The organism is Providencia rustigianii (assembly GCF_900637755.1).
Classification (GTDB): Bacteria; Pseudomonadota; Gammaproteobacteria; order Enterobacterales; family Enterobacteriaceae; genus Providencia; species Providencia rustigianii.
Map to the genome: position 1 here is coordinate 2,308,749 of NZ_LR134396.1, position 23,758 is coordinate 2,332,506.

Annotated in this window: 21 protein-coding genes and 1 pseudogene; 21 read left to right on the forward strand and 1 reads right to left on the reverse strand. The window is 40.9% G+C overall.

The genetic code is table 11. From position 1 onward, the window contains the following. Positions 1-216 precede the first annotated feature (216 nt). The 21 genes and pseudogenes from EL244_RS10695 to EL244_RS10785 all read left to right on the forward strand — a co-directional run bounded on the left by EL244_RS10695 (position 217) and on the right by EL244_RS10785 (position 21,974). Positions 217-1,107 (forward strand): formylglycine-generating enzyme family protein, encoded by an 891-nt coding sequence (locus EL244_RS10695; RefSeq protein ID WP_112836947.1) that lies wholly within the window; start codon positions 217-219, stop codon positions 1,105-1,107. A gap of 66 nt (positions 1,108-1,173) precedes the next feature. After that, entirely contained in the window at positions 1,174-1,440 is a 267-nt protein-coding gene (locus EL244_RS10700; RefSeq protein ID WP_112836949.1) for a PAAR domain-containing protein, read from the forward strand. A gap of 2 nt (positions 1,441-1,442) precedes the next feature. Continuing rightward, entirely contained in the window at positions 1,443-2,585 is a 1,143-nt protein-coding gene (locus EL244_RS10705; RefSeq protein WP_112836951.1) for a hypothetical protein, read from the forward strand. Continuing rightward, on the forward strand, positions 2,582-5,929 hold the full coding sequence (locus EL244_RS10710) for an ImcF-related family protein (protein WP_112836953.1): 3,348 nt from the start codon (positions 2,582-2,584) through the stop codon (positions 5,927-5,929). Before EL244_RS10705 ends, EL244_RS10710 begins: the two co-directional genes overlap by 4 nt. Positions 5,930-5,944: 15 nt before the next feature. Beyond that, positions 5,945-6,730, forward strand: a complete 786-nt coding sequence (locus tag EL244_RS10715) for a hypothetical protein (protein ID WP_230084864.1) — start codon at positions 5,945-5,947, stop codon at positions 6,728-6,730. Positions 6,731-6,786: 56 nt separating this feature from the next. Further along, complete coding sequence (gene tssA / locus EL244_RS10720; RefSeq protein WP_126460848.1) at positions 6,787-8,406, forward strand: type VI secretion system protein TssA; 1,620 nt, start codon at positions 6,787-6,789, stop codon at positions 8,404-8,406. Positions 8,407-8,429: 23 nt separating this feature from the next. Next, on the forward strand, positions 8,430-10,181 hold the full coding sequence (gene tssF, locus EL244_RS10725) for a type VI secretion system baseplate subunit TssF (protein WP_006816401.1): 1,752 nt from the start codon (positions 8,430-8,432) through the stop codon (positions 10,179-10,181). Then, positions 10,157-11,248 (forward strand): type VI secretion system baseplate subunit TssG, encoded by a 1,092-nt coding sequence (gene tssG, locus EL244_RS10730; protein WP_126460851.1) that lies wholly within the window; start codon positions 10,157-10,159, stop codon positions 11,246-11,248. The genes tssF and tssG overlap by 25 nt, the downstream gene beginning before the upstream one ends. A 15-nt stretch (positions 11,249-11,263) precedes the next feature. Beyond that, on the forward strand, positions 11,264-11,803 hold the full coding sequence (gene tssJ, locus EL244_RS10735) for a type VI secretion system lipoprotein TssJ (protein WP_112836959.1): 540 nt from the start codon (positions 11,264-11,266) through the stop codon (positions 11,801-11,803). 2 nt (positions 11,804-11,805) lie between these two features. After that, entirely contained in the window at positions 11,806-12,234 is a 429-nt protein-coding gene (gene tssE, locus EL244_RS10740; protein ID WP_006816404.1) for a type VI secretion system baseplate subunit TssE, read from the forward strand. A gap of 42 nt (positions 12,235-12,276) precedes the next feature. Continuing rightward, a pseudogene (locus EL244_RS10745) lies at positions 12,277-12,525 on the forward strand (VasL domain-containing protein); the annotation flags it as partial. A gap of 50 nt (positions 12,526-12,575) precedes the next feature. Then, a complete protein-coding gene (locus EL244_RS10750; RefSeq protein ID WP_126460854.1) occupies positions 12,576-15,101 on the forward strand; it encodes a type VI secretion system Vgr family protein in 2,526 nt (841 codons plus the stop codon). A 43-nt stretch (positions 15,102-15,144) separates the two neighbouring features. Next, the gene (locus EL244_RS18330) at positions 15,145-15,957 is read left to right on the forward strand and encodes an esterase/lipase family protein (protein ID WP_336426524.1); all 813 of its coding nucleotides are present in this window, start codon (positions 15,145-15,147) and stop codon (positions 15,955-15,957) included. Between the two features lie 14 nt (positions 15,958-15,971). Further along, positions 15,972-16,862 (forward strand): acetyltransferase, encoded by an 891-nt coding sequence (locus EL244_RS18335; RefSeq protein ID WP_336426525.1) that lies wholly within the window; start codon positions 15,972-15,974, stop codon positions 16,860-16,862. Continuing rightward, complete coding sequence (locus EL244_RS10760; protein ID WP_172597521.1) at positions 16,843-17,955, forward strand: T6SS immunity protein Tli4 family protein; 1,113 nt, start codon at positions 16,843-16,845, stop codon at positions 17,953-17,955. The genes EL244_RS18335 and EL244_RS10760 overlap by 20 nt, the downstream gene beginning before the upstream one ends. Before the next feature lie 36 nt (positions 17,956-17,991). Then, complete coding sequence (locus EL244_RS10765; protein WP_172597522.1) at positions 17,992-19,101, forward strand: T6SS immunity protein Tli4 family protein; 1,110 nt, start codon at positions 17,992-17,994, stop codon at positions 19,099-19,101. A gap of 68 nt (positions 19,102-19,169) precedes the next feature. Next, on the forward strand, positions 19,170-19,955 hold the full coding sequence (locus EL244_RS18140) for a T6SS immunity protein Tli4 family protein (protein WP_269471756.1): 786 nt from the start codon (positions 19,170-19,172) through the stop codon (positions 19,953-19,955). After that, on the forward strand, positions 19,843-20,286 hold the full coding sequence (locus tag EL244_RS18145) for a T6SS immunity protein Tli4 family protein (protein WP_269471757.1): 444 nt from the start codon (positions 19,843-19,845) through the stop codon (positions 20,284-20,286). Before EL244_RS18140 ends, EL244_RS18145 begins: the two co-directional genes overlap by 113 nt. A gap of 160 nt (positions 20,287-20,446) precedes the next feature. Then, a complete protein-coding gene (locus EL244_RS10775; protein ID WP_006816416.1) occupies positions 20,447-20,746 on the forward strand; it encodes a hypothetical protein in 300 nt (99 codons plus the stop codon). A 59-nt stretch (positions 20,747-20,805) separates the two neighbouring features. Further along, positions 20,806-21,066 carry a PAAR domain-containing protein gene (locus tag EL244_RS10780; RefSeq protein WP_126460857.1) on the forward strand — a complete coding sequence of 87 codons (261 nt, stop codon included), beginning with the start codon at positions 20,806-20,808 and terminating at the stop codon, positions 21,064-21,066. 17 nt (positions 21,067-21,083) lie between these two features. After that, the gene (locus EL244_RS10785) at positions 21,084-21,974 is read left to right on the forward strand and encodes a hypothetical protein (RefSeq protein WP_195848896.1); all 891 of its coding nucleotides are present in this window, start codon (positions 21,084-21,086) and stop codon (positions 21,972-21,974) included. On the opposite strand, the gene EL244_RS10790 is transcribed toward EL244_RS10785, so the two are convergent. Then, positions 21,971-23,484, reverse strand: a protein-coding gene (locus EL244_RS10790; protein WP_457810181.1) for an IS3 family transposase whose coding sequence is annotated in 2 segments (ribosomal slippage) — positions 21,971-23,049 and positions 23,049-23,484 — 1,515 coding nt in all. Because the reading frame shifts where the segments join, the coding sequence is not laid out codon by codon here. The two genes, EL244_RS10785 and EL244_RS10790, sit on opposite strands and share 4 nt — an antisense overlap. Positions 23,485-23,758: the final 274 nt, after the last annotated feature.

A 23,758-nucleotide genomic window follows, 5' to 3' on the forward strand; every position in this document is an offset into this window, starting at 1 on the left:
GGAACCCGTACTGCTTATCACGGTACCCACGCCTGAGATTCGGATTGAGCCTAGCCATTACCGACAAAACTTAACGGCCTTGTATCAGCAACTGCCCAACAGTCTTGAGGTGCAGCAAAATGTGGATATGAATCAGCAGACACCGTTAAAACAAGTCGATTTTATCTACGTGGACAGTTGTACGCGCGTGTTTGTGAACGATAAGGAGTTAGGATAATGAAGATGTTGTGGTGTTTAAGTGTGCCCTTGCTGATAGGGTCACTGGTGGGGTGTGATAACACTCCTACCGCAGAACAACAAAAACAAGCTCAACAACTGGTCAATGATACTTTAAATAATATGGTGTTTGTTGAGGGCGGAACTTTTTTAATGGGAGATTTTGGTGGTAAAGATGGTAAATCCAATTTTGTTTATAGTATTAGCAAGGATAATAAATTTACCCATAATGTAACCCTCGATAGTTTCAGCATCTCAAAAAGCAAAGTCTCCTGGGGGGAATACTTGCAATGGCTAGATATCATGGGAAAACCTCTGCCCGATAATTATAAAAAACTGAAAGAACAAATAGACTATATATCGATGAAAAAATTTACCAATGATAATTATCCCGCCTCTGTTAACTGGCAAGATGCTAAAGATTATTGCCAGTGGATTGGGCTACAAAGTGGATTACCGGTTGACTTACCTACCGAAGCGCAATGGGAGTATGCGGCTCGTAGTCGAGGTCAATTTTTGAATTACTCAAGTGACAATGGTAAATTTGGCGACTTTATTGATCCATCCTCAGAGCAGTATGTTCCACTAAATAAACGTAAACCCAATCCCCTAGGGTTATATGATATGATCGGCAATGGCTGGGATTGGACCAATGACTGGTACGATGAAAACTACTATTCAGTATCTCCCGAAAAAAATCCGCAAGGCCCTCAATCGGGTACTACCAAAGTAACTCGAGGCTCTGCGGGTACCAATTTTATGGATAACCAGAATATTGACCGCTATGCTATGCCTCCTGTATTAACAGAGATAATGAGCACAGGGCGAGGCTTTCGCTGTGCTGTGCAATCCCCAACACCTATTTCAACCACTGAAAATTATAGCCAATAATTAATATTAAAATACTAAGTTAATATTTTTTAATATCACAACCTACCGACTACTATTTAAACTCTTATGACTAAAAATATTATTTTACTGGGTGATAAAACCAGTCATGGTGGCACAGTTATTACCGCAACTTCCGATATTATTATTAATGGAAAAAGAGCAGCTAAAATAGGCGACTTAGTCAGTTGCCCCAAAAAAGGGCATGGCACTAATGCCATTATTGAAGGTGCTACAGACCTTACGTGTAAAGGTATTCCTGTTGCCGTGGCTGGAAGCAAAACAGAGTGTGGTTGTTATCTCATTGCCAGTATTACTGACTTTAATTTAGGATAATTATGTCTTGGAATAAAAAAGCATCGCTACAAGTATCTAAACCTCAAAAACTTCCTTATGTTAAATGGATTATAGCGTTAGGATTAACATTATTTTTTCTATTTTATTCACTCTATTTTAATTCTCAAAAAGAATCGCTCGATTCAGATAGAGGAAAGATTATCATCATTTTTGTGGCTACAGCTCCACTCATTACTATTTTAAGTGTATTCTTTGTGAAACTCATTTTTTATTTTAAATCAAAAAATAATTATGAATTCTTAGAAAATGAAAAAAAATATGCTGATAAAAAATGGGAGGAATGGGGTTCAAGAGCAATTAGCATATTAGACTCCGTTATTTTGCTTCCTGATAAAATCACATTACCCTATATTTTAAAACATCAGAGTTCACATATCGCAAGCTACCAATTACCAAAGAGAATTGATTATTTACCTGAAGATAAATCTCCGTGTTTTATTTTACTAAGGATACTGCAAGATAAGATTTTTGAAGTCAGTACCAAATACCCTTTTTCTATTCACTATTTAACAAATCAAGACCTCAACACATCAAGGAAAGAATTTGAATATTCATGGGGAAAATTATTTCATAACCCACCACCACACAATGTAAATTTCACTCATGAACTAGATTACAACTACATCGAAGATACGGTAAGAAAGAATGAAGACCTAATCCAACTTGTACTCATTGAGCAGGCTTATAACCAAAACCAATCTGCCGCTTTTGCAGCTTTTATTTTTACTTCCGATGAAGTCGCTCTAGCATATCAATTAAATACGATTGCTAATGTAAAAAGACCGATGCCAATCACAATCGATGAAGATAAACAAAATACCATCCATCTATTTACTGAAATACAGACTGAATCAAAAAATACGTCACTCTGTTTTTCTGACAATAAATGCCAAAACGATTTAATCGGCGCGCTTTTCAGCGCCTCTGAGGCACTCCCTAAAATAGAACCCAATAAGTTACTTAACTTAGAATTTTTTATTGGTCCAGTAGGCGAATTTTCAAGTTGGTTAAATTTAGCCATCGCCATTGACTATGTTTCTCAATCCAAGAACTCAGCTTTAACACTTTCTCAAGATAATCAATCAATGTTTATTGGAACTATTACTTCGAGTCCATCGATATGAATATAAAATTGAATAAACCCGTAGTGAAGACATTCTCTTTCTTCATTTTTGTTGTCTTACTATGCCTTAGTGTTTGGTTCTATGGTGAACATTTTTACCTAGAAACAGAATTCAAAAAGTACATTGCGATCGGTATTATTATTTCTTCTAGTATTATTTATAGTGCCGTTCAATGGGGATTCCATCACAAAAAAATAGCGGATCACCGTGAAGAAAATAAAGACACGGGCACTTACCCAGATAAAGATAAAAAATCCATTCTCAATAACCAGAATTTATCCCCCATATTAGCAACCCTAAAATCCCAATACGGCACGTTCTGGCATGCCAAAGTCTCCATTCAGCTCCTCCTTGGCTCCCATTCCGCCGTCGAAAAACTCGCCCCAAGTCTGACCCAAGAAATCTGGCAAGAGTGTGATGGCACCCTGCTTATCTACGGTGGCGACATCGGCAGTTCGATGGATGCCGAACGGCTGGAGACCCTCAAACAACTGCGCCGACGCCGTCCGCTCGATGGCGTGATTTGGGTAACTGAAAACAGCATTTCGTCCCAGCTTTTAGACAACAACGTCACGTTCACTAACCTCAATACCGCAACAGCCCACAATGCAGGGCGTGCCATCCAAAACCTCTTCCAAGAATTAGGTTGGCGTGCGCCTGTTTGGGTTTGGAGTGTCAGTGACCAACAATCCCTCAGTGCGGTTGATACGCCCTCTATACTCTGCATGACAGAGCAAAATATGCCCACCGAGGCGCTATCACCGAGCTTATTAAGCCTGATCCCCACTCTCGTGATCAACGGGACTCAAGCGTTACTGCGCGAACAGAAACACACCTATCTACTGGCTCTGGCCCAATTTTTACAAAACGGGGGTAGCCAACAGCTCGCGACCGCACTAGCGCCACTCAATACCCAATTACGGACGTTACCTTTCTCCGGTATCGCATTTAGCCCCTCTATCCATCCGGCAAATCAGCAACGTTTACCCAATAGTTGGCACCCCGATACCCGCTGGAAAAGCTGGTTGAATGTGCAATCTGAACTGGCATCCGGTTTACAGCCTGCCGTGTTAGGCTTTGACAAAAAACGCCTCGTTCAATACGGTGCCGCCACCGCCATGACTTTGTGGGGCGCAGGGATGATTGTCTCTTACTTCGCTAATCGCCAGCTCATCGAAGAGAGCTACCAAAGTGCGAGCGTCGCCGCTAACGGTCAAGTACCGGAAACTGAACGCCTCAAAGCCCAGTATGATTTTCAGCAAACCCTAGGTTTACTCAATCATCGCGAACAAACTTCGGTGCCTTTCTGGCTCCATTTTGGGCTAAACAGTAATCAATCACTATTAGCCCATTTATGGCCGCTATATCAACAAACGGTATTACCCCCTTTGCGTGAGACCCTCGCTCAACAATTGGCTCAGCAATTACAAGCGTATGCTCAGCTTTCCCCTAACAGTGATGAACGTCGTCAAGCGACTCAACAGGCGTATCAATCCCTCAAAACCTATTTGATGATGACCACGCCGGAGCGTATGGAGCCGACTTTCTTTACGGATAGCGTGCTCACTACTCTTCCCGTCCCGCAAGGAATGAACGAAGGCGAATGGCAAACCCTCGGCAAAGAATTACTGATGTTCTATGCCCAGCAGCTACCGAAGCACCCTGAATGGCAATTAACCGCCAACAATAACCTGATTAATCAAAGCCGTACTCTGTTAACCCGACAAATTGGGCAGCGCAGTGAAAGTGCCACACTGTATCAAGACGTGTTACTGCAAGCGCAGCATCAGTTCCCAGATATGACCTTGGATGACATGACTGGGGATACGGATGCCAGCTTTTTATTTACCACCAATGAGTTTGTCTCCGGCACCTTTACCCGCAAAGCGTGGGAAGAGTCCATCGAGCCCGCCATTAAAAAAGTGGTGGAATCCCGCCGCAATGAAATTGATTGGGTATTGAGCGATAACCAGCATGACCTCAGCGAGGACATCTCCCCTGAAGCCTTGAAGCAACAATTAACTGACCGTTATTTTGCTGATTTCTCCGATAGCTGGCTTAACTTCCTCAACAGTTTACAGTGGCGCCAAACCGAAAGTTTATCGGATACCATTGACCAGCTATCCTTGATGAGCGATGTGCGTCAATCCCCTATTATCGCATTAATGAATACGATAGCTTATCAAGGGAAAACTGGGCGCCAGCAAGAAAAGCTCACCGACTCCTTTATGAACTCAGCCAAAGACCTACTCAACAAAGACCAAAAACCCATGATCAGCCAAAAAGCGGAATTTACAGGTCCCCTTGAAGAGACCTTCGCCCCTGTTCTGAATTTTGTAGATCCGCAAGCCACCACACAAACCAGTGATAACCTCAGTCTACAAGCCTATCTCACCCGCATAACTCGGGTACGCTTAAAACTTCAGCAAGTGGTGAATGCACCCGATCCGCAAGCCATGTCTCAAGCCCTTGCTCACAGTATTTTGGAAGGAAAAAGTGTCGATTTTTCAGAAACAAAAGATATGGGAAGCCTGATTGCGGCTAGCTTTGGTCAAGAGTGGCAAAGCTTTGGGGAGGCCCTGTTAGTCGAACCGATGACCCAAGCGTGGCAACAGCTTTTGACCCCAACCGCTCAAGGCATTAATAGTGAGTGGCAAAATTCCATTGTCAATGAATGGAATAGCGCATTCGGCGGTCGTTACCCATTGAAAGACACCCAAAGTGATATCTCTTTACCGTTAATGGCGCAATATCTCAAACCCGATAATGGGCGCATTCAACGTTTTCTCGAAACTCGCCTACAGGGCGTTCTACACAAAGAAGGCAACCGCTGGGTGCCTAACTCAACGAATGCCCAAAGCCTGCGATTTAATCCCGCATTTTTAAATGCCCTGAATACGCTCACGGAATTGGGTGACGTCGCTTTTGCTAATGGCGAAGCGCGCCTGTATTTTGAAATGCGGCCAGGCACCAGTAAAAACATCATGCAAACGATATTGGTGATCGATAAACAAAATCTCACTTATGATAACCAATTCCCGGAATGGCAACGTTTTGTTTGGCCAGCCGATACGGTGGCGTCTGGTGCATCCTTAACGTGGATGACCACCTCATCAGGCACCAAATTGTACGGAGATCATCGTGGTGTCTGGGGCCTGATCCGTTTACTCGAAACCGCCAACATCGCCCCTTATGCGGGCAGCACCAGCAGCTATACCGTGACATGGAACACAAAAGAAGGTTATTCGCTGAATTACCAACTTCGTACAGAAATGGGGCAAGGCCCGCTAGCCTTATTAAAACTGCGCAATTTTGTTCTCCCTGAAAAAATCTTTTTGGACTAATGAATGGATGCTTCAATGAAAAAATTCAATACCGTTGTTTACTGTGGTTTAGTTATAAATTGTTTATTACTGGGTATTATTTGGTACTCGACTAGTTTGCTACTCGGAGACCCTGACCTGCAATGGACTCTTTCATATGATGAACGCCGTCTAATGGAAGTCATGAGTTGGGTTAAAATACCCTTTATGGTTGCTATTCTAGTGCAAATCATCAGCTTATTCATTCTGGATAAATTTCCTAAAATAGGACTAACTATCGCTATTCTTAGCTCAATTATAATGCTGCCATTAAGTTTGATTTTTATTACTGGCTACTTATATGCTTATGAAAATCGTACCAACGGAAGTTTAATTGAATTCACAGACACTCAAGCCGATATCCAAATTTTATTCAGAACTAATCAAATTCAGTTCATGTCAATTTTATACATCATTCTTGGTGGAGTTATTGCCTTTCTTGGTTTGGGGTTCGGTTGGCTTTTATTTGTCGCGGGTATTGTCACCTTATGTAATTTAAAACGTTTAAAGAACCGTATTCTTATTGGACTTGATCAAGATAACCTTATTCTGACGCCAAACTTATACTCTAAAACATATTTAGTGCCATTTAGCTGCGTCAACATACTGAAGAATAATGATAAAATATTAAAGCTACACATAGTTACCCCGACATTAGATAGAAAAATTACCTACCGTAAAGCAATGTTAGCTGGTGAGGATTTTAATCAAATTCTTACTCATATTTTATCCAAAATATCTGGAAATGATCTTCAGTCTTCAAGTTCATCAACTCAGTCATAATAAGCTTTTCATCATGAATACCATCGTTTTGAATTAGCGTCGATAGGACATCACCTATGCCTTTATTAACCGCATTACGCACAGCCTGCTTTACAGGAACTCCTCTTGCCGCGCCCCAATTGGTGGAACAGCAAGTGTCATTATGGGAGCGTTGGTTGCTACCCATCACTGCTGACACTCCAGTAGGGGAAGACCCTGGTTATGACGATGATTTTGAGCGCATGAGAGAGGAAGTGAATAAGCTCTCCGGATCAGATACCGAATTAATCGGCGCTCTTGCAGAAAATTTACTGACGAATGTATGCAAAGATGTTCGTGTAGTGACCTACTACATTTGGGCAAGATTACATCGAGAAGGTGAGTCCGGTTTTGCCGATGGGCTAGGATTGCTTGCTGGATTACTCAATCGCTACCATGACACCCTGCTTCCTAGCCGTGCCAATAGCCGAAAGTCCGCCATTGAATGGCTCGCCGGGCAACGTGTTCTCGACAGTTTATCCCTCTATCCAGAGGTTGATAGCAATGAATTTTCTCGTATTGTTGCTCTGCTTGGCTCCATCATCGATGAATTTAGCCATTGGGAAGAAGCTAACCGCCCTAATCTTTCGCCATTGTTGCGAGCATTAGAAAATCGCCTAGCGCAATCTGGTGGGGCTGATAGCGTTATCCCTCAAAATATCAAAGCCAGCGAAGGTGTACGTAGCCAACAAACTTCAAGTCCATCAACCAGTCTCAGTCCAATATCTCCGATCCAATCCGGTCGAGAGCTCTTGGATCAAGCCAAAGTTCTTGCCAGTTATTTGCGTAATCAGCCTAATGGCTGGTTATCGGGGCATCGATTAATGAAATCGGTTCGCTGGGATACCTTACACCAATGCCCTCCGCAAAATCAGCAAGGATGCACTCGCCTGACACCTCCACGCTCTGATGCGAGAGCACAATTAAAACGTCTGTATCTCCAACAGAATTGGCTAGAATTAACCGAGCAGGCAGACCGTCTATTCACCGAGGGCGTCAACCATTTTTGGCTTGATGTGCAATGGTATTTATATCAAGCATTGAGTAAATCACCAGCTCCATGGGATGGCTGGGCTGACGTTATCGCATCCGACCTCAAACAATTTTTAACTCGATTACCCGGTTTAGAAACGCTGGCTTGGGAAGATGGAACCCCATTTGCGGATGAAGTCACACAGGCTTGGATCAAACAGCATATCCTTGAAGATAACTTATCATCTCTTCACCATATGCCTACGCTAGGGGCAGATGATGGTGATAATGCTTCTGTATTGGCGCTAGAACAAGAAGCACTTACACAAGCTGATAGTGATGGCATCGAAGCTGCACTTACTTGGCTAATCTCACACCCATCAATACAGACAGTACGCCAAAAATGGTTATTAAAGCTAGTCATGGCTAGGGTAGCAGAACAATTTGCTCGCCATGATTTAGCGCTCAATTTATTGCGTGAATTAGACAATAGCGCGGAACGAATGCATTTAGCTGATTGGGAACCCCATTCTCTATTTGAAGTTAAAGCTCGCCAACTGCAACTTTTACGCAGCAAAGCCCAACGAACACCTTCCGATAAAACCGATTTGCAACACCAAATGGCTGAGCTACTCGCTCAATTAACACAGTTAGATGCTGTGCGTGCGCTGGTGTTATATCCCTAATTTAATAAAAAAGAGTGACTCAAATGGATGATTTAACCCTCCGATATTATGATGCGGAGATGAGATACCTACGAGAAGCAGCAAAAGAATTTGCTCAAGCACATCCAGATCGCGCTGCCTTGCTCGATTTAGATAAGGTTGGCACTCCAGACCCGTTTGTCGAGCGCTTATTTGAAGGCTTTGCTTTTTCCATGGGGCAATTACGCCAGAAAATCGATGATGACCTACCCGAATTAACCGAAGGATTAGTCAGCCTACTATGGCCTCATTATTTACAAACTATCCCTTCATTATCCATAGTAGAATTATCACCGACTATTCACGATATGAAATTATCGTCAGTGGTTCCTGCAGACTTTGAGGTACTTTCGCGCCCTATTGGACCGAAGAAAACGGTTTGTCGCTATCGAACAACTCAAGATTTAAATCTTAATCCTATCGCGCTTTCCAGTGTTAATTTAGCCACAGAACCCGATGGGCGCTCAGTGATCCGCCTACGTTTTGAATGTGGAAAATTGATTGATTGGAAGCAGACGTCATTGGAATCCATTTCTTTCTACTTAGCTGGTGATATTCCTACCACCTATGCACTCCATTTAGCATTAACCAAGCACGTTTCTGCCACCTACATTAAGCTACCCAATACCCCGGATCGTATTCGACTGCCATTGTGGTTTTCCCCTGGAGGGTTTGCTGATACTGACCAACTTTGGCCTAAGGCAGATAGTACCTTTAGCGGTTATCAATTATTACTGGAATATTTTTCTTTTCGAGAGAAATTTTTCTTCGTCAATTTAAATGGGCTCGGTGAAATTACATTGCCAGAGTCGCTCACTTATTTTGAGTTAGATATCGTGCTCAATACACTTTGGGACAGCGACCTACCCCTTGGAATCGATAATTTAAAACTTCATAGTGTTCCCGTCATTAACCTGTTTAGCATCGAAGCAGATCCGTTAACCGTTAATGGTCTAGAAAGCGAATACTTACTACGCCCTCGGCGGCTACAAGATGGGTATACCGAAATTTACTCGGTGGATAATGTCCATGGAACTCGACGCCATGAACAAGTGAATTATGTCCCATTTAGTAGTTTTCGACATCGTGGTGGCATGTTACGCCATAGTGCTCCTGAACACTATTACCATACCCGTGTTAAGCGTAGCGTTTCTGGGTTACATGATACGTGGCTAATTTTAGGGGGGGAGCATGAACAGCCAACTACCGTACTGGAAAACGAAACGCTCTCCTTACAGCTAACCGGCACTAACGGTCAATTGCCTCGTAAAGCGCTCCAAAGTACCTTACTGGATAGAACCGAAGAAACCCGTCAAACGGCTCTACAAGTACGTAATCTGTGTAAACCAACATTGCCTTGTTATCCACCAGCAGAAGATCGTTTCCACTGGCGTGTCCTTAGTCATCTGGGGGCAAGTTTCCTCAATATGATGGATAACGTCGAAGTATTGCGGGGTACTTTAGCTTTATACGATTGGCGTGACGACGACCTCAATAGTCGAAAGTTAGACGCCATGATCCATGTCGAGCATCATCTTATTGAACGTTTTGAAAAAGGATTCTTACAACGTGGTATTGCCATTGATATCACCTTAGACAGTAATGGATTTAACGGAGAAGGTGATATGCATTTATTTGGTGAAATGTTAAATCGATTTTTTGCCCTCTATACCGATGTGCATCTGTTTAACCAACTGACTTTACATATTTTACCGACAGGGAATAGCCTAATATGGACAGAGAATCATCCTCAGTAAATCCAGTGATTGATGCACTGGGAGAGCGACTTTCACTCGTCAATTTTTATCGTCTATGCCAACTCCTCGAACAAAATAATAGGCAGATCCATCCATTAGGCAGTACTCAAGATCCTAAAACTGATTCAGTGCGCTTTCGCCCTCATCGGGGGATGGGGTTTCCATCGACAGAAATCAAAGGATTGGATATCGAAGATCGCTATCGTAATAGCGCAACTCCAAGTATCCGCACGACTTTTTTAGGTCTATATGGGGTTACATCCCCCTTGCCGACTAGCTATCTCGATGATATTGCTCAAGCTCGTGATGGAACTGAATCACTCACCGATTTTCTCGATATCTTCAATCACCGGCTGACGACACAGTTTTACCGTATTTGGCGCAAGTATTCTTATCCCGCAACATTTTCGGCGGGGGGACAAGATGAAACATCCCAATATCTTTATGGTTTAATTGGACTCGGTATTCCTGGTTCCGAGCAACATGTACAAGCCCCCTTATCTCGATTTCTTGCATTGCTTGGCACTCTACGTTTCCCAACACGAACAGCCGAAGGCGTTATTTCCCTCATCAAATTATTAGCTCCGCTCACTCGCGTTAAAGTGAAACCTCATGATCCTCGTCGTATTGAGCAACCCAGCTTGACTGGAATGTCATGCCAAAAACCTATCACATTGAAAAACAAACCAGTATTGGGTCAATATGCCACTGATGTAAATAGCCAAATATTAATTACATTAGAGACCCAAGATTACGAAGAAGCCAATAATTGGCTGCCTGACGGTCAGTTATACCAAGATTTAATGGCGTTATTGCATATCTATTTAGGCTCTCGAGTTAATGCACGGCTCTGCTTAAAACTACCGAGATCGTTACTTCCAAATGCCACATTGAACACAAAATCTCGCCAAGGTGTTCAGCTAGGTCGAACCGCTGTGATGGGCTCATTAAGCAACGATAGTCATCAACCTGATCACATTATCACCTTGAACTTAGGACGTTATCAGCGTTTAACGCCATCAGCTCAACATACTCAGCACATTCGCTATGCCAATTATCGATTTTAATTCTGAGACTTTCCTATGAAACAAAAACCTTTACTGCCATTTTACGGCAATGCATTGATATTAATTGCGACCTTAAGCCTTGCAGGTTGTGGATTAACCCAGATGGTGAGTGATGGAACTCGCAATGCCACTAATGCCATTTTTTATAAACAAGTTAAAGTTGCCCACTTAGATTTCGTTGCTCGTGAAGCCCTCAATACTGACGACACCGGGGCTTCTTTATCCACCATCGTTCGAGTCTATCAATTAAAAGATACTGAAAGCTTTAATGAAAGTGACTATGCATCTTTATTTGCGAAAGATAGCCAGGTGCTAAAATCATCTTTAGTCGCTCAGAAAGACCTGCGTATCCGTCCCGGAGAGTCAATCTCTCTTGATATGCCATTAGAAGAAGGTGCTGAATATGTGGCTATTGCGGTCATGTTCCACCACCCTGACCTCATTACTGATGACTGGCGAGTTGTGATCCCGAAAAAACGCCTACTTCCCGATGACCCTCGTTTACTGACTTTAGCTGACAATACGATGACGTTAAAACCTCTCGGAGATAAATAACCATGTCCCAACCTTCATTGTATGAAATGTTGACAGGCTATTTTGCGGGAGGATTAGATATCAATGAAATTTCAGAACAAGATCAAGTCATTGTCTCTGTAATGGATAATATTCGACGAATTATTAATGCAAGAGCTGGCAGTATCGAGCACCTTCCCGATTATGGGCTACCCGATATGAGTAAAATAATCCAAGGCTTACCCGGCAGCGCTCATAACATGATGACCATTTTATCGGCAACCTTATTGAAGTATGAGCCGCGCATTAAATCACTCTCCTTGGTACTTTTACCTCAAAATACATTTGGCACGCTGCATTACGCCCTTGAGGTCGAATTACATGAGCAAGGTTTAATTCGCTATGGCACAGAATTTGTGCCCGATGGGCGTATTTTATTGCACCATCTGAAAAAACAATTCGACCAGCTTTAATCTTTTATCAATGCACCTCCTTTTCTTCGGTTTGAGACAATTATGAATCCAGATTTAAACACACTACAACTAGGTGGCAATCCTCGGACATATGCGGACTTTGCTGCACTAAAAGAAGAGTTAAATACGCACTTTCATCCAGCACGCCCTGATATTGATTGGGCTCGTGCCCATGGCCTATGCCCATCATTATTTAATCAAAATGGGGCCGACTTACTAACCTGCGCGTGGTTTACACTGATGTGCCAAGCCAACCACCAACAAGCGCAAAGCCTAAATTTAGGGTATAGCGAAGAAGACAGAATCACATTGAGTTTTGGTGAAATTTCGGAGATTAACTTATGAGTCTTCTCGATACAGCAAAAAATCTGCTACAAAGCCAAAATCGTTACCGCCTTGAAGTTCAAGGTTGTTCAGGCCTACTCGATGTTGAACATTTTACGGGACGTGAAGCCGCTAGCGATACTTATCGCTATCAAATCACCTTTACCTGTTCAGCCCAAGATCTTTCCCCTCAACAACTTTTACGCCGCAATGCTAGCCTCACTTTTTCTGCGCCGATAAATAACTTAATGGGACTCGCCACTCAACCGAGTGTTGCCAAGCGCGTTCATGGCGTGGTCACGGATTTCCGTCGCCTCTCTGGCTCAGCGGATGAAGCTCGCTACCAGTTAGTTATCGAACCTTTTTTTGCGCTACTGCGTCATCAAATTCGTACCCACCGTTTTTTTATCAACCAATCCATTCCGGATGTGGTTGAACAAATACTACGCGAGCACAATTTCAAAGGCTGGGAGTTCGAATTTCATCTCGACAAAGCGTACCCAAAACGCGAACAAATTAACCAGATCAACGAAAGCGACCGCCAATTTATTGAGCGTTTACTCAGTGAAGTGGGTATTTTCTATCGCTTTGGTTTGCAAGATGAAACCCAAACTGAAGTCCTCCATTTTACGGATAGCCAGCGCGGCTATGTGTATGACAAAACCCTACCATTAAATAGCCCATCTGGGCTGAGCGATAACCATGCTGACAGTGTTTGGGGATTATCTTTGCGTCATCAAGTGGTTGAAAACAGTGTTTTTGCCAAAGACTATAACCATCAACTTGCAGAAGATACCTTAATCTCCACCGTTGCAGACATGACCCGCGGTGATGGGGAAAAAATCAACTACGGGGATGTTTACCACTATAAAGGCCGCCACCTAACCCGTGGGGATAAAATTCGCCCTGAAACTGAAACTGCTAACTTCTGGGCAAGACTCGACCACGAGCGCTTTTTAGCGCGTCAGACTTTGCTACGCGGAGAAAGTAGCGCAGCAGATTTGACGCCATTATTAGTGCTAAGTATTCAAGACAACCCGCTCAGCTCGACGTTACCCAGCGTATTCAAATCGCCAATTCTAATTACTCGCCTACGTTTTACCGCCAGCCGTGATAAAGCGCTGATCGTGCGTTTTGATGCAGTGCCTTACACTGAGTCACTGTGCTGGCGTCCTGCACTAAAACCGCGCCCTGTCATTGCCGGAACATTAATGGCGCGCGTCACCAGCGTAAAAGACCAAGATATTTATGCTCATCAAGATGAAAATGGTTTTTATTGGGTTAAATTCGATGCAGATCGTGATGATAAAGCCAAGGGCTATGAAAGTATGCCCGTGCGTTTAGCAAAACCTTACGCCGGCGATACTTACGGAATGCATTTCCCGCTGATTCAAGGAACTGAAGTTGCTATCGCCTTCCATGAGGGTGACCCAGACCGGCCGTATATCGCCCACGCACTGCATGATTCCCGCCACCCCGACCACGTTACAGATAAAAATAACACCCGTAATGTGATCCGCACACCTGCGAATAACAAACTGCGCATGGAGGATAAACGCGGGCAAGAGCATATTAAGCTCAGCACCGAGTATGGCGGAAAAACCCAGTTAAACCTTGGGCATTTGGTCAACGCCGAACGCGAACAACGCGGTGACGGTTTTGAGCTACGCACCGATAGCTGGGGAGCGATTCGTGCGGGTAAAGGGTTGTTTATTACCACTGATAAGCAGGATAAAGCTGGTGGTGATGTGTTGGCAATGGCAGAGGCGGTCGCTCAGTTAAAACAAGCACAGCAACTGACAGAATCGCTCAAAGAGGCCGCTAACGTTGCAAAAGCTGAGCTCGCTGATTTGCAAACACAAAAAGTCTTACTGTCTGAAACACTCAATGAACTTCAGCAATCTGCTCTGCTTATTTCCTCTCCTGAAGGTATCGCACATACCTCACCTAAAAGTATTCAACTTTCATCTGGTGAAAATATTATTGCAACCGCACAGAAAAGTGCCGATTTTAGTATTGCAAAAAAATTTACGGTTGCGGCAGGTGAAATTATTAGTCTATTTGCCCAAAAGTTAGGCATAAAAATCTTTGCTAACCAAGGTAAAATTTCCATAGAAGCTCAGCACGACGAAATGTTATTAGATGCATTAAAAGACTTAAGCATCAGTAGTAATGATGGCAAAGTCATTATCAAGGCTAAAAAAGAAATCATTTTAACCAGTGGCGGTGGTTATATCCGTATTGCTGACGGTTCTGTGGAATGCGCAGCACCTGATAAGATTATTGAACGAGGGGCTGTGTGGCAAAAATTCGGAGGGCAAAGTATTAATACTGCAATGCAATCTTGGGAAAGCTCTGAGTTTGCAGTTAAGCCTCAGTTTGTGAGTTATGACAAAGAAGCACAAATTGATTTATCACATCCTGTTGGCATTGTTGCTGATGGTGCTAAAAGTTCTAGCGCTAGTGACACATTAGGCAACGTATCTGAGCAAAAAGGATTAGGTCTCGATAAATTGAACATTGAATTTAACAATAAAAAATAGTTTGTAGCTATTAAATATGTTCATTTCATTTTAAGGAATTTATATGGTCGACAAATCAGATAACGAAGCAAAAATTGGTGAATGCCAGCACACTTCATATCATTTACCTCAATGGGATGAAAATGGGAAATGCAGTTGGGTTGATATCCAACGTCAACATAAATCCCTCAATGCCGAAGCGAAATGTATCGTACCGCCAACTAAAGTCATTCCGGTGATTTTTATTCCTGGCATTATGGGGACAAACCTTAAACATAAGTATACAAAAGAGTCGTTATGGAAATCAGATCTAACATTAGGGATTGATTCTACTTACTTAATTCCAAAAAGTGGTGCTGAAAGACGGGAGATACTAAATCCAGACACCACCATTATTGATAATAGAAAAGCTAGCGTGAGCCCCAAAATACACACTCGATTCTCGGATGATGGAGGACTATTCCCTACTCGATATGAACGTCATTGGGGGGAGACTTTGTATTTAAGTTATGGTGAATTTTTATCTACATTTCAGTATGCATTATTAGATGATTGGCAAAAGCACATAGCTAAAATGGCTAACATGAAAAAGTATCTTTATGATGAAGAAAGGAATACAGGGGTTTTAAGTCATTTAATAAATAAAAAATTGGGAGATAAAAATGACTCACCATTAAATAAAGAAGAGCTTGAGCATTTTAAACTTTTTCTTTTTCCTGTTCATATGTTTGGCTACAATTGGCTAGTTGACAATGCAACATCAGCCGAAGAGTTGGTTAAATATATTGATGAGGTGATTAAAACTTACAAGAATAAACACGGCTATGGTTTAGCTATAGAAAAAGTAATTCTAGTTACCCATTCTATGGGGGGTTAGTAGCTCGTTATGCTATGAATCCATCAGAAGATTCTACATTTAAAGGGTGTAAAGATAAGGTTTTAGGAGTTGTTCATGGTGTTATTCCTGATTTAGGGTCACCAGCAGCTTATAGAAGAATAAAAACAGGTGCTGGACAGGAAGGTGAAATAGTTGGTCAGGTTTTAGGGGGAACTGCGAAAACTCTCATGCCAGTGCTAGCTAGGGCTACATCAGCACTACAGTTATTACCTTATCCAACTTATAAATCACCATGGTTAACTATTAAAAATGATGATTCATATCCAAAAGCGAAGGATCCTAAAACGAATAAACATGACCCATTCTCTGAGATATATTTACGAAATGATGTTTGGTGGAAAATGTATGAACCAGATATTATTGACTCAGAACCATTAACTATCAAAAATAATTGGAATGAGTATTCAAATTTGATGAGAAATAAAGTTAAAACATTTATGCTTCATCAAGAAAAAGGACTTTATCACCCTAATACATATGTTTTCTATGGTAATGAAGTTAAATCAGATAACTGGTTGGAGTGGAAACTAGAGTACGAAGGAAAACCTAGTTTTAATACAGGCATGTTCACTTTAGATAAAGATAAATATAGAGAACAGATATCTAATAATAGATACATGGATGTAAAAAAAGATGGCTCTTGGTATCAACAATTTGTATTGATTCCATCAGAAAAAGAAGGAGATGGTACTGTTCCTATTGAATCATTACATGCTATTAACAATAGTTCTGATGTGAAAAGTATATTAAAAACCAACGTCGAACATCAAAATGCCTATGGCGTTGATGGGATTAATTTTTCTGAATTTACTAATGCAGTGAAGTTCACTTTAAGGTCAATAATAAAAATGGTGCAAGATATCAATGCAGATAAAGCCAAATAAAATAAAAACTTACATAACTAGTCTTGGTGTAATTATTATTTTTATTATCACTGGGTTTTGGTTGAAAGTTGAATTCAAAGAACCTATATTAAAAAATGAGGGAGACATGATGATTAATGAGCTTTTTAAAGATACTAAACCTCAATGTATTGGCCGTTACATTATTGACATCCCAATATCTTTCAATAACAAAATCAGCAATGTAAAATATATTGATGAATTTAAAATTGAAAGTAAATTTATTTACCCCCCAGCATTCAAACAACGAGTAGAGTTGAGAGAAAAAGAATTAAGAGAAAGCAATGCCAGTTTAGAAAACAGCCCTGTTTTAAAAAGAATTATTCAGTTACCTGATAGTAAAGGTATTATATTTGATAGAAATCAACCGAATTCTAATGATTCCTATAGAACATTAGAAGCTCATGTTTATGTTAATCATATAGCCTTTATTATTACTACTGATATTTTGGATTTATCTGACCCTAAATATTCTGACGAGAAAAAATCCTATATAGAAGTATCTGGTTTTAGTGAGGCCGATACAGATAACAGTTCAATTAAACTATCTGATATGCAATCTTTAATATCTAGACTTAGTGGTCGTTTAGATAACGAAATCCCTAAAGATAAAGGCACTTGTATTCCTAACGGGTTTATTCTTGATGATAATAAACCACATAAAAATGACATTTATTTTTTATATGAAAATGATAATTTTAGAATATCTATCAATACATCAAGTAACAATCAAAGCCCGAATGACTCATTGCTAACCAGAGAATCTGAAGGGCGAAACACTCTTATGGATAATAATAAAAAAACATTAAGAATAAATGATATAAATTATAATGGCATTAATTCTCAGGAATGGCTCATTAGTGGAGAACAAGCCATTTACAATGAAATTAAAAATAAAGTAGTTTCAGATTACCCATATTATTACTTTAGACTTGAAACATCACTACCAACATCTCCATTGTTAAGTATATCGATGTATAATACTGAGATGGAAACTATATATAGCCAAGCCCAAATGATCGAGATTTGGGATAGAGTTGTCGGCTCGCTACGCTATAAACCTAATGCATTTTAATATCTTCATATTATAACAATGATAGGCTTAACTTGAATGTTGATATATAAGCAATACAAATGGATTATTGGAATAGCGGCTAGCACTATCATCTTGGCTTGTTGGTTAACTCGTGAAATTTCACCATCACCGTTTACAGACAAGGAAAATGTTGTGATAGATTCATTATTTGAGGAAACCAAACCTCAGTGCATCGGCCGCTATCTCATTGATGTTCCTACATCATTTAACAATCAACTTAATGACTTTATTTTTATTGATGAGTTTAAGATAGAGAGCAAATTTATTTACCCTCCAGCCTTTAAACAACGCATTGAGTTACGCGAGGTAGAACTCAATGAAGCGATAAATCAACCTCAGAACGAAGAACAAAATACACCTTTTTTAAAAGAAATTATTTACTTACCTAACAATACAGGTCTCATATTTGACAGAAACATATCTGGTCAAGATGACCTCAATCGGGTACTAGAAGCTCATATTTATGTTGATAATATCGCTTTTATTATCACTACAGAAATACTCGATCTATCACACCCAAAGTATGCAGAGCGAAAAAGAGTTTATATAAATGCAGGATTTTCCGATTATGATATGAACACAAAACCTGCACGGCTCGCTCAAATGAAATCACTAATATCACGATTAAGTGGTCGCCTCAATGATGCGATTATTCCAACAGAAAAAGGTATCTGTATCCCCAACGGCTTTATAGCTGATGATAGTAATGTCCATAAAAATAAAATTGCATTTTCCTATAAAAATAATGATTTTATACTAGGCGTAAAATTTGATGATTTTATTACGGGATCCGAAGATACATTATTAAATCGGAGTCCCGGTGTATATGGTGCACTGCTAAAATCTAATCAACACACAATAAAGAAAGGCGAATTGCTATTAGGAAAAATTCCAGCACAGGAATGGTTAATTTCAGGTGAACAAAAGCTCCATGGTCAAGGTGAGCCTTTTCCGTCTTATAACTTTATTTTATTCGCAAATGAATCAATTGCCTCATACCAACAGCCATGGCTTTCTTTTGGGATGAACAACAACAGTAAGAACAGCCAATATAGTCAAGCCCAAATGGTTGAAATTTGGGATCGAATTATCAATTCTTTACGCTATAAACCCAATGCATTTTAATCTAAAAAACATGAATCTATTAAATAACATTTTACCATCAGGCAGTAAAATAATAGAGGTTAATATCTGTGCGATTAATTAGACATCTCTATTGGATCATTATCACACTTGCCATGATAATTATGCTTGTGGGACTTATTCTTTTTACAGAGAAGCAAGCTCATACTCAACTAACTAAAAAGGAAAAAGTGGTAATAGACGCATTATTTGAACAAACTAAACCGCAATGTGTTGGACGCTATATCATTGATGTTCCAATTAACTGGGAGAATGGTTCTCATGATAGTCTGTTTATTGATGATTTTCATATTGAAAGTAAATTTATTTACCCTCCGGTATTTCGGCAGCGTATTGAGTTACGTGAGGCAGAGTTACGAGAATGGAAAACTAGCACAGAAAATTCGCCTATGTTGAAAGAGGTTATTCTATTACCTGATGGTAAAGGTGTTATTTTTGATAGGAACAAGCCAACATCAGATGATGCTTATCGAATGTTAGAAGCTCATGTATATGTGAATCATGTCGCATTTGTTATTACTACAAACATTAGGGATTTTTCTAATAACAAGTATGAAAAAAAGAAATTGGCATTTTTAGCTAGAGGATTTACAGAGGTTCAATCAAATGAAAAACCAACAAAAATAACAACGATGCAATCATTAATATCTCGACTGCAAGGACGTCTAGATCATGAAATTCCAATGGAAAAAGGCGTTTGCATACCAAATGGTTTTATTTTAGATGAAGGCGAAATCCCGAAACAAAATATTTCTTTTGTTTACGATATGGGTCAATTTATTTTCTCGATTGAGTCGGATAATCGCTTTGTTGGCTCTAGTGATACCTTACTTTAGCCGAAGCACTGAGATAAATACAGCCATACGTCAACAGAATAGAGAAACGATTAAAAAAGGAAATTTATCACCCAGTGATATTCCATCACAAGAATGGCTTGTAAAGGGAAGACAAGAAGTTTATTCAAAATCGGAAAATAAAAGAACTCCCGATTTACCGTATTATTTCTTTACGTTTAACGCCAATGAAGCCACGGGCTCTTTAACCATATCTAAATTAGATATTATTATGAATAATCGAAACAAATTCACTTCATATAGTGAAGCTCAAATAGTCGAGATTTGGGATCGAATTATCAGTTCGTTACGTTATAAACCAAATGCTTTTTAATGAGTAACACCAAAAATAATCTCGAGTAAATTCCCCGTCATTAGTCATTACTAAAATTTTCATCACTTAAATATTGAAATACTCACTAATTTTAAACATAAGAATAAATTCATTTAATTATAAATTTATTTAAAACAACCATTCTTAGAAGGAATTAAATATGAAATATCAATCAAAATTTAAATTATCAATCATTTCCTTATTATCCGTTGTTTTTATTTCCGCTTGTCAAACAAAACCAGCACCTGTTGAGAGAAATGAAAATATCCAAATTGTAAGCCCTTTTTCAGGTTCTGACACTGAAGGACAATGCTATAAAATAACCGCCGAAAATAAAGATTATTATGGCCGCTTAGATAAAAATGGTCATCCTTTACAAATCCCTGAACTAAAAGATAAAGATATTAAAGTTAGTTTAAGTTTATTAACCGATAGAGACTGTAAGGAGCAAGGAATTTAAGAATTTTATCATATTATCTACCATCAAAATATTAACCTTATTTCCTAATAATTAGGCTCATGATGAAAGGATTAGTTTGTCTTGGCGACAAGAATACTCATGGAGGCCATGTACTCTCGGCTTCATCCACAATGTATATTAATGGTAAACAAGTTGCACTCATCGGAGATCTTGTTTCCTGCCCTAAACACGGAAATAATGCCATTATAGAAGGGGCTGATTCCGTTTTTGATAATGGCATTGCTGTAGTGGTAGATCAGTGCTTATGTTCATGTGGGTGTCGAGTAATCAGTTCTGAGCCTACAACTTGTATAGAATAGATAAGGAAATCAAATCGATGTATTGGAAAATCCCCTCTGTCCCTGATAAAACACCACGAAAAAAACCTAACTATAAGATTTTAACTACCTTTTTCGTAGCCATAGTTACCGCAATTTATGCTTACGGAATAACCCTACCTACCGAACAAAAGTTGCGTTTATTTATTATCACATTACCAATAACTACTCTTCTATTTCTGGTCTGTTTTAGTTTTTTATACATACGCTATCAGCATTCCGTAATCACCTGTGATAACTGGGAAAAAGAAAAGAAAATCACCGAAATGGAATGGCGACGTTGGTGTCAATCCTCAATTAGCTCTCTTGCTTATTTTAACTATACACCTGATAAAGAAGGCGCTGACGTATTTTTAAAAGATAGCAAATCTATTCCAATGTTCCCAGATAAGCCACGCCAATTATTCAACAACCAAAGAATTGATGAAGACCTTTTTTCAATAATTGATAAAAACCTTGAAAAACAGTGTCCAAATTATAGGGTATACCTGTCAAAGATTTATATCTTCGATAATGAAAATCGGTTTGATAGCGATACTCTAGTTTACAATCAATGGCACCTTAAACCTATTGAACCATCATCATATCAAACTCTTTTTTCTGCTTATGATGCTAAGCAAGAAGATACATTTTTGATTATTACTATCCAATCAGAATCAAATTTCAGTCAATTCGTTTCAGCGCAACTATTTTCAACTAATAGTCAATTAATTAATTCAAGTAATTCTCGCGTAAATATAGAACGGATTATGGAGATTGATATGCAAGATATTGATAATGAAATAATCAAATTTATCAATTATAGCGGGATATCAAAAAAGCATAGATTTCAGACCTGGGTAACAGAATCCGGTAAGTGTCAAGGTAGTTGTCACCCTTTGTTAATTTAGGCAGCCTGTTTTTCCCGCTCAGGATTCAGGGTGACGGTCTCTTTTCTTTGCCAGTTCCGGGTATCTCCGGACCACCGTTCGGGATGGGTAGCTTTTGCTGTTTTGTACACTGCATCACGTTGTTTCAGCAGGGTAATATCCTCACCGGTATGCCGCTGCGACGGCGTGACATAGCCGATGCCGCTGTGCAGATGCCTGTCGTTGTACCACCGGGTAATTTTTCCCACCCATTTCCTTGCTTCCGTCAGGGTTTTAAAGCCCTGTGATGGCCACTGCGGCACGTATTTCAGGGTCCGGAACACGGATTCCGCATAGGCATTGTCATTGCTCACACGCGGTCTGCTGTGGGATGGCGTGATGTTCAGCTCATGCAGTTTCATCTGTAAGGTCTGTGATTTCATCGCCGCCCCGTTATCCGCGTGCAGTACCAATGGCTGACGCCAGCACCCCTCACGCAGGACTGTGCGCTGCATCAGCGCCGCCGCCTGTTCGCCGCTTTCGGTCTCATACACTTCGTAGCCGGTGATTTTCCGGCTGTAGATATCGAGTATCATGTAGAGATAAAACCAGCGTCCGCGCACCACCGACGGCAGCCAGGTGATATCCCATACCCAGACCTGACATGGCCCGGATGCGGTAAAGGTGGTCGGTACCGGTACTTTTTTCGGGCGCTGCTGACGCCCCCGGTGATGAAGTTCTCCGTGGCGGCGCAACACCCGGTAAAAGGTGGATTCACCCGCCAGATATATCCCTTTATCCGCCAGTTTCGGGACAATTTGGGACGGCGGCAGACTCGCGTATTCAGGTTGATGGCAGACAGTCAGTATCTGTTTTTCTTCTTCCGGACTCAGCTTGTTCACCGGCACCGGACGCACTGCGCCCGGTCTGCCGTCCGACGGGGATATCTGCCAGCGCCGCCAGGTCCGCAGACTCAGCTGAACTTCCCGGCAGGCAACAGCCAGCCGTGCGCCGGAGCTCACCGCCTCATTAATCCACCGGATAAACAGGGTGCGTTCGGATGCCGGAGTCAGTCGTCCCCGCCGGTTTCCCCGTAATAATCGCTGAGCTTTTTTCGCAGCACCAGGATTGCCGCCGCCTCCGCCAGGGCTTTTTCCTTGCGGACCAGCTCACGCTTTAACTGTTTGTTTTCCTTCTGGCTTTGCTTCAGTGCGGCTTTATCTCCGGGAGAGGATACCTGAAGAAAACCCTGTTTCCACTGCACCAGCTGCTCCGGATAGAGTCCTTTTTTGCGGCAGTATTCCGCCACTTCCGCTTCGCTGAGTGTGGCGGTTTCCACGATGGCGGCAAAGCGGGCTTCCGCCGGCCACTGTTCACTGTTTTTGTCTGCACCGGGCACGGGTTTTCCTTCTGATTTAGCCTGATTACGCCAGTTATACAGCGTAGCTTCGGATATTCCTTCCGTTTGTGCAACTGCGGAAACGGTCATGTTGTACGGCGGTAATAATTTAGCCAGTATGGCGGCTTTTCGTTCAGGTGAAATACGTTTCATGTGTCACTCCGCGCCCTCAGGTTTATTTTTCAGAGGGGGTGACAACTATCCTGACACTGAGGGAATCCAAGCAAGCATTAATTGATAATATTCTTATTAATTATAGTGATAAAAAAATCGAACTTGATAAACAACATCCTATTTACTCCCTAGGATTATCTTATTCAGCTCCTCATCCTAATGCATTTTTAAGCTATCTATCGTTAGTGAGTGAAATAGCAACAAAATCAGGTACAGATCAGGTTCTTATCCACTCTAATACTAACGGTTCTAG